General features: G+C 62.5%; 4 protein-coding genes. All 4 read right to left on the bottom strand.

What is annotated here, in order from left to right:
- Positions 1–30: 30 nt before the first annotated feature.
- On the bottom strand, positions 31–639 hold the full coding sequence (locus NUV89_RS27405) for a biliverdin-producing heme oxygenase (protein WP_257783776.1): 609 nt from the start codon (positions 637–639) through the stop codon (positions 31–33).
- A 137-nt stretch (positions 640–776) separates the two neighbouring features.
- Positions 777–3,347: a TonB-dependent receptor gene (locus tag NUV89_RS27400; RefSeq protein WP_257783775.1), complete on the bottom strand. Its 2,571-nt coding sequence runs from the start codon at positions 3,345–3,347 to the stop codon at positions 777–779.
- 115 nt (positions 3,348–3,462) lie between these two features.
- On the bottom strand, positions 3,463–4,431 hold the full coding sequence (locus NUV89_RS27395) for a FecR domain-containing protein (protein WP_257783774.1): 969 nt from the start codon (positions 4,429–4,431) through the stop codon (positions 3,463–3,465).
- 61 nt (positions 4,432–4,492) lie between these two features.
- Entirely contained in the window at positions 4,493–5,011 is a 519-nt protein-coding gene (locus tag NUV89_RS27390; RefSeq protein ID WP_257783773.1) for an RNA polymerase sigma factor, read from the bottom strand.
- Positions 5,012–5,105: the final 94 nt, after the last annotated feature.

The raw sequence follows: 5,105 nt of genomic DNA, 5'->3' as shown, positions 1-5,105 counted from the left end.
TCACATTTTTGATTGCATTCCAACCAAGGGTCAGGCCAGTTCAGGGGCGCTAGCGTACGCCTGTTCCAGCAGCACGGTGAAGCGCACAAACGCATCCACTGCACCTTTTTCCACGGCGGCTTCTTCTTCAGCGCTGAATTCCAGGCCATCGAGGGTGCGGGTGAAGCTCTTCCAGCCTTCGGCACGACCACCGGCCGGCTCGCCCAGGTGACGGGCACCGAAGGTTTCGCTCAGGCCCAGGCCCACGGCGCGCTTTATCAGGAACGCGGCGCCCAGCTTGGAACCTTCGGACACGAACAGCCAGCCCAGGGCTTCGGCCTTGCTCGGGCTGTTCACCGCACCGGCAACGGGCGCCGGCACGTCGGTGTCGAGGTCGGCCAGGTCCAGCTTGGCGGCGTCGGCGCGGCAGCGTGCGGCCAGGTCCGGGACGATCTCGATCAGTTCGGCATCGTTGTACAGGGCCACCAGTTCCGATTGGAACAGGTATTGCGCCACCACGAAGCGGGCAAAGTTGGCTTGGGTTTCGAACGGCGCGTGGGCTTTGACGAGGGCGTCGAGCTTGGTGTGCGGTTCGTTAGTGATCTGGTTCAGGCGCTGGGAGCGCAGGCTTGGGCGTTCTGCGGTAGAGGTAGCGGTCATGGAAAAAGTCCTTGAGAAGGGGGAGCGCCTTGTTGCTCTTAAAGAGAGCCGTTATCAAATAGACGAACAAGAAGACGCGGCACAGTAAAAAAACCTCACCCCGTTTATAAAATATCGGCGGGGTGAGGCAGGCGCTGTCAGATATCCCAGATCAGGTTGATCGCAAAGTTGCGGCCGGGCTGGGTCAGGCGGTCGATATTGGCGGGGGCGGTCACGCCGGCTTCGCCGATGCTGTCGAAGCTGCGCACGTCGTCCCAGTTCCAGTATTTCTTGTCGGTCACGTTGTACAGGCCGCCGTTGATGGTTACGTCGTTGGTGACTTTGTAGAAACCGGTCAGGTCGACGATGCCAAAGCCTGGGGTCTTGAACGGGGCTTTGCTGGTGTCGCCGTCGGGGGAGAAGAAGGTGTTTTTGTCGACACGATCCTGCTTCTTGACCAGGGTCCAGCTGACCAGTGCGCCGTAGTTTTGCTGTTCGTAACCCAGGCCAAACACGCCCTTGAGCGGGTTGACGCTGTTGATCGGCTCGCCGGTGTCTTCGTTGCGGCCGTAGGCATAGGCCACCGAGCCCTGGGTGTACAGGCCTTGCGGTGCGCCGAAGCTGTCGAGGTTCAGGCGACCCTTGGCTTCCACGCCCTTGATGGTGGCGCGCTTGATGTTGCTGGCCTTGAACGCGGTGCCGGTGGGGGACAGCAGCGCCGCGTCTTCGTTGATGAAGTCGTGGTACTTGTTATAGAACACCGCCACGTCGAAGTTGCCTTCCTCGAAATTGCCGCGCAGGCCGGTTTCGAAGCTCTTGCTGCTTTCTGGCTTGAGGTCCGAGTTGGGTTCGACCACGTAGCCTTGCTGGATGTTTTCGAAGCGGCCGTACAGGGCTTTGGCCGACGGCGTGCGGAAGCCTTCGGCGTATTGGCCGAACCAGGTGTAGTGATCGGTCAGGGCGTAGGTCAGGCCGAATTTCGGCGATACGCGGTGCCAGGTCTTGTCGCTGTCGTCGTGGGCGTAGACACGATTCGGGTCGGTGGCGTTGAGGAAATCCTCGGTCAGCTTGGGCTTGAGCTGGGTGTAGTCATACCGCACGCTGGGCAGGAAGGTCCATTTGCCCCAGTTGATCTGGTCCTGGGCGAACAGCGCGTAGGTGTTGATGGTCGGGTCCGGGAAGTCGCTGGCCGGGACGACTTTGTCCGACGGGAAGGTGCTCGGGCCGCCGACGGCTGCGCAGTAGGTGCTGACGGTCAGGCAGGTGGCGCTGCCGGTGCGTGAACCGGTGACTTTCGCCTGCTTGATTGTGGTGCCGTAGGTCAGCACGTGGTCGGTGTCGCCAATGGCAAACGCCTTGTCCAGCTGGGCGTCGAACACCCATTGTTTTTCCTCGTAGAGCGTCTGCCGTTGGCGCAGCAAATTGCGCGCACCCGACACGTAGTGTTCGTCCGTGGTCTGGTCGGTCTTGGCGATCTGGTAGTTGAGGCTGGTCTTGATGCGGTCGGCAAACAGCGTGTCGACGGCAACGCTGTTTTCCAGGCCAAAGCGTTCGCGGCTGATGGTGTCGTTGCCCGTGCGGGCGCGGTACAGGTTGCTGTTGAAGCCGGTGTTGTACGGGCCGCCCACGGCGCTTTTCTGATTGGTGTCGCGGTCGTCCTTGTACTTCTCGTAGGTGAAGCCCAGGCGGTTGTCATCGCCGTAGTTCCAGCCCAGCTTGGCCAGCACGTTGGTGGTGCGCGCGTCTTCCGGGTTGGCGGCGGTGCGGTTCAGGCCGGTGACGTTGTTGCCGTCGTAGGATTCGGTCTCGTGGCCGTTGCGCTGGCTCAGGTGCAGCAAACCGTCGACGTCCTGCACGCGGCCGGCGACGGTGCCGGAGGTCAGCCAGCTTTCGTCGGCGGAGCTGTAGCCGGTCTTCAGGCGGGCGCCGACGTCCTGGCCGGGCTTGATGATGTCGTCGGGGTCGAGGGTGAAGTAGCTCACCGCGCCGCCGATGGCGCTGCTGCCGTAGAGGGCCGAGGCCGGGCCGCGCAGGATCTCGACGCGTTTGACGATCTCCGGGTCGACGTAGTTGCGGCGGGTCTGCGCGTACGGGCCGTTGGAGAAGTGATCGGGCACTTCGACGCCATCGACCTGGGTGAGGATGCGGTCGCCGTCGATGCCACGGATATTGAAGCCGGCATTGCCCGAACGGGTGCCGGCGCCGCCCACCGAGACACCGGGCTCGTAGCGCACCAAATCGCGGCTGTTGCCGACGTTGAGGCGGTCCAGCTCCTGGCGATCATGCACGCTGACGGTGCTCGGTACGCTGGTCACATCCTGCTCGTGGCGGGTGGCGCTGATGGTCACTTGTTGCAGGTTGAGGGTGCCGCCGGCCGCACGCTTTTCCAGGACGATGTTGTTGTTGCCCAGTTTGCGGTAGCTCAGGTTGGTCCCCACCAACAGCTGGTCCAGGGCTTTTTCCGGCGACAGTGCACCGCGTACGCCAGGGGACGACACACCCTGGCCCAGCTCTGCCGGCAGGCCGACTTGCCAGCCGGTGACGCTGGTGAAGGCGTTCAGCGCGGCCACCAACGGCTGTTGCTCGATGCTGAAGTTGTAGTTGCCGTGGCTGCGCGGGGCAGGTTCGGCAGCGGTGGCGGCCATTGCCGGCGCGCCAGCCAGCAGGATGGCGGCGGTCAGCACGGACAGCACGGGCAAGGAAGACCGGCGGTTGAAACGAGAGGACATCGAGAGCGCTCCGGAGTACGAATCTTATAGTCGCGAACTGAAACAAATAGGAATCAGTTGCATTGGCTAAGACGAGACGTACCACCAGAGGTTATCGAGTAAAAATAATTCTCATTTAGTTCAGGATCACCAGAGCCGGGTATTCCGACAGCTTGGCCGAGGTGATGTGGGCGAGTGAGCGCACCACGTCCAGGGGCTGGTCGAGGCGGTAATTGCCGGTGACGGCGACGCTGGCCAGTTGCTCGTTGTTGTTGACGATCCAGCCGGGGTAGTAGCGGCGCAGCTCGGCGAGCACTTCGCTCATCGGGCAGTTTTCAAAGATCAGCCGGCCCTGCACCCAGGCCAGGTCCTTGTTGGCGTCCAGCTTGGCGGGCGGGCCGAAGCCCTTGGGGCCAATGCGGATACTTTGCCCGGCGCTCAAGCGCACGCGTGCATCGTCGAAGGTGTTGCTCAGGTCGACGTCGCCGCGTTGCACCTGCACCTGCGCCTCGCCATTGAGGTAGCGCACGGCAAAGGCGGTATCGCGCACGCTGGCGCGCACCGGGCCGGCGTCGATCTCCAGGGGCAGGCCGTGGCTGGGGGCCACTTCAAAAAAGGCTTCGCCCTGGTACAGGCGGGCGACGCGCTGCTGGTCCTTGATGCGGCTGGAAAACGCCGAGTTGGTGTTCAGCAGCACCTTGGCGCCGTCGTCCAGTTGCAGGCGCTGGCGTTCGCCGACCACGGTGAGATGGTCGGCTTGCAGGCGCACTGGCAGGTTGCTGAAGCTGAACAGGCCAATCAGCAGCACGGCGGCGGTAGCCAAGGGTTTCCAGTGCGGTTTGATCCGGCGCCAGGCGCTCGGCTTGCGCGGCGCGGCGAGGGCCACGGCGGCGCTGTGGACCGGCGCGCCACCCCAGGCAGCCTGGGCCTTGGCGAACGCTTGGACGTGGGCCGGGTCGCTGGCCAGCCAGGCTTCAAACTCGGCCTGCTGCCCGGGTTGCGGGCATTGCAAGGCGATCAGCCAATCGAGGGCCTGGTCCATAGCCGTGTCTTGCAACACCTCATGAGCCAGCTCATGGGGGTGCCGTTTATTCGGGTCCGTCACGGTGTTCCTCGGGTCTTCGCCACGTTTTATTGATCTTTCCTACAGCGCAATCAGGTGCAGCTTAAGGCCGATCCAACCTTTCGGCCACACCTACGCAGATGGCCATGATTAGTTTCAGTTCCTTTTGCACGGTGCTCAAGGACACGTCCAACTGATCGGCAATCTCCTGGTAACTGCAACCATGCAGGCGGCTGAGGATGAAAATCTGCTGCTGGCGGGCGCTCAACTGGCCCAGGCTGACGCTCAAGTGCTCAAGCAATTGCTCGGCCTGGGTGGCATCTTCGGGTGTGCTGATGGGCGCGGCGACGCTTTGCAGGATGTCCAACGGGACATCTTCCTGCAACGTGCGGGCCTGGATCCTGCGGGAACGCAGGTGGTCCAGCGCCAGATTGCGCGCCGTTTGGTAGACGAAAGGTTCAAGGTGATCGATAGGCCGCTCACTGAGGGCCCGGGTGACGCGCAGGTAGGTTTCCTGCAACAGGTCCTCTGCGGTGCTGTGGTTGTTCACCATGCGCTGCAAGGTGCGCAGCAAAATCACCCGCTGGGTGAGAAAGACGTGGTTGAAGCGAGATTGGCTCACAGTGATACCAGACCGATTTGCAGTGAATGATAATGCTTATCATCAGCGCAAATGGCAAGCGGCACTTTTGTGGGTTGACGCAGGACAAATGTGG

It is taken from the genome of Pseudomonas sp. 18.1.10, from assembly GCF_024655625.1.
Classification (GTDB): Bacteria; Pseudomonadota; Gammaproteobacteria; order Pseudomonadales; family Pseudomonadaceae; genus Aquipseudomonas.
Note: the sequence above shows the minus strand (reverse complement) of the source record. Positions and strands in the feature narration are given on the sequence as shown.

What these genes read in the sequence shown, in the direction of transcription:
- NUV89_RS27405 (WP_257783776.1), bottom strand. Translation starts at nt 639, where the DNA reads ATGACCGCTACCTCTACCGCAGAACGCCCAAGCCTGCGCTCCCAGCGC.
- NUV89_RS27400 (WP_257783775.1), bottom strand. Translation starts at nt 3,347, where the DNA reads ATGTCCTCTCGTTTCAACCGCCGGTCTTCCTTGCCCGTGCTGTCCGTG.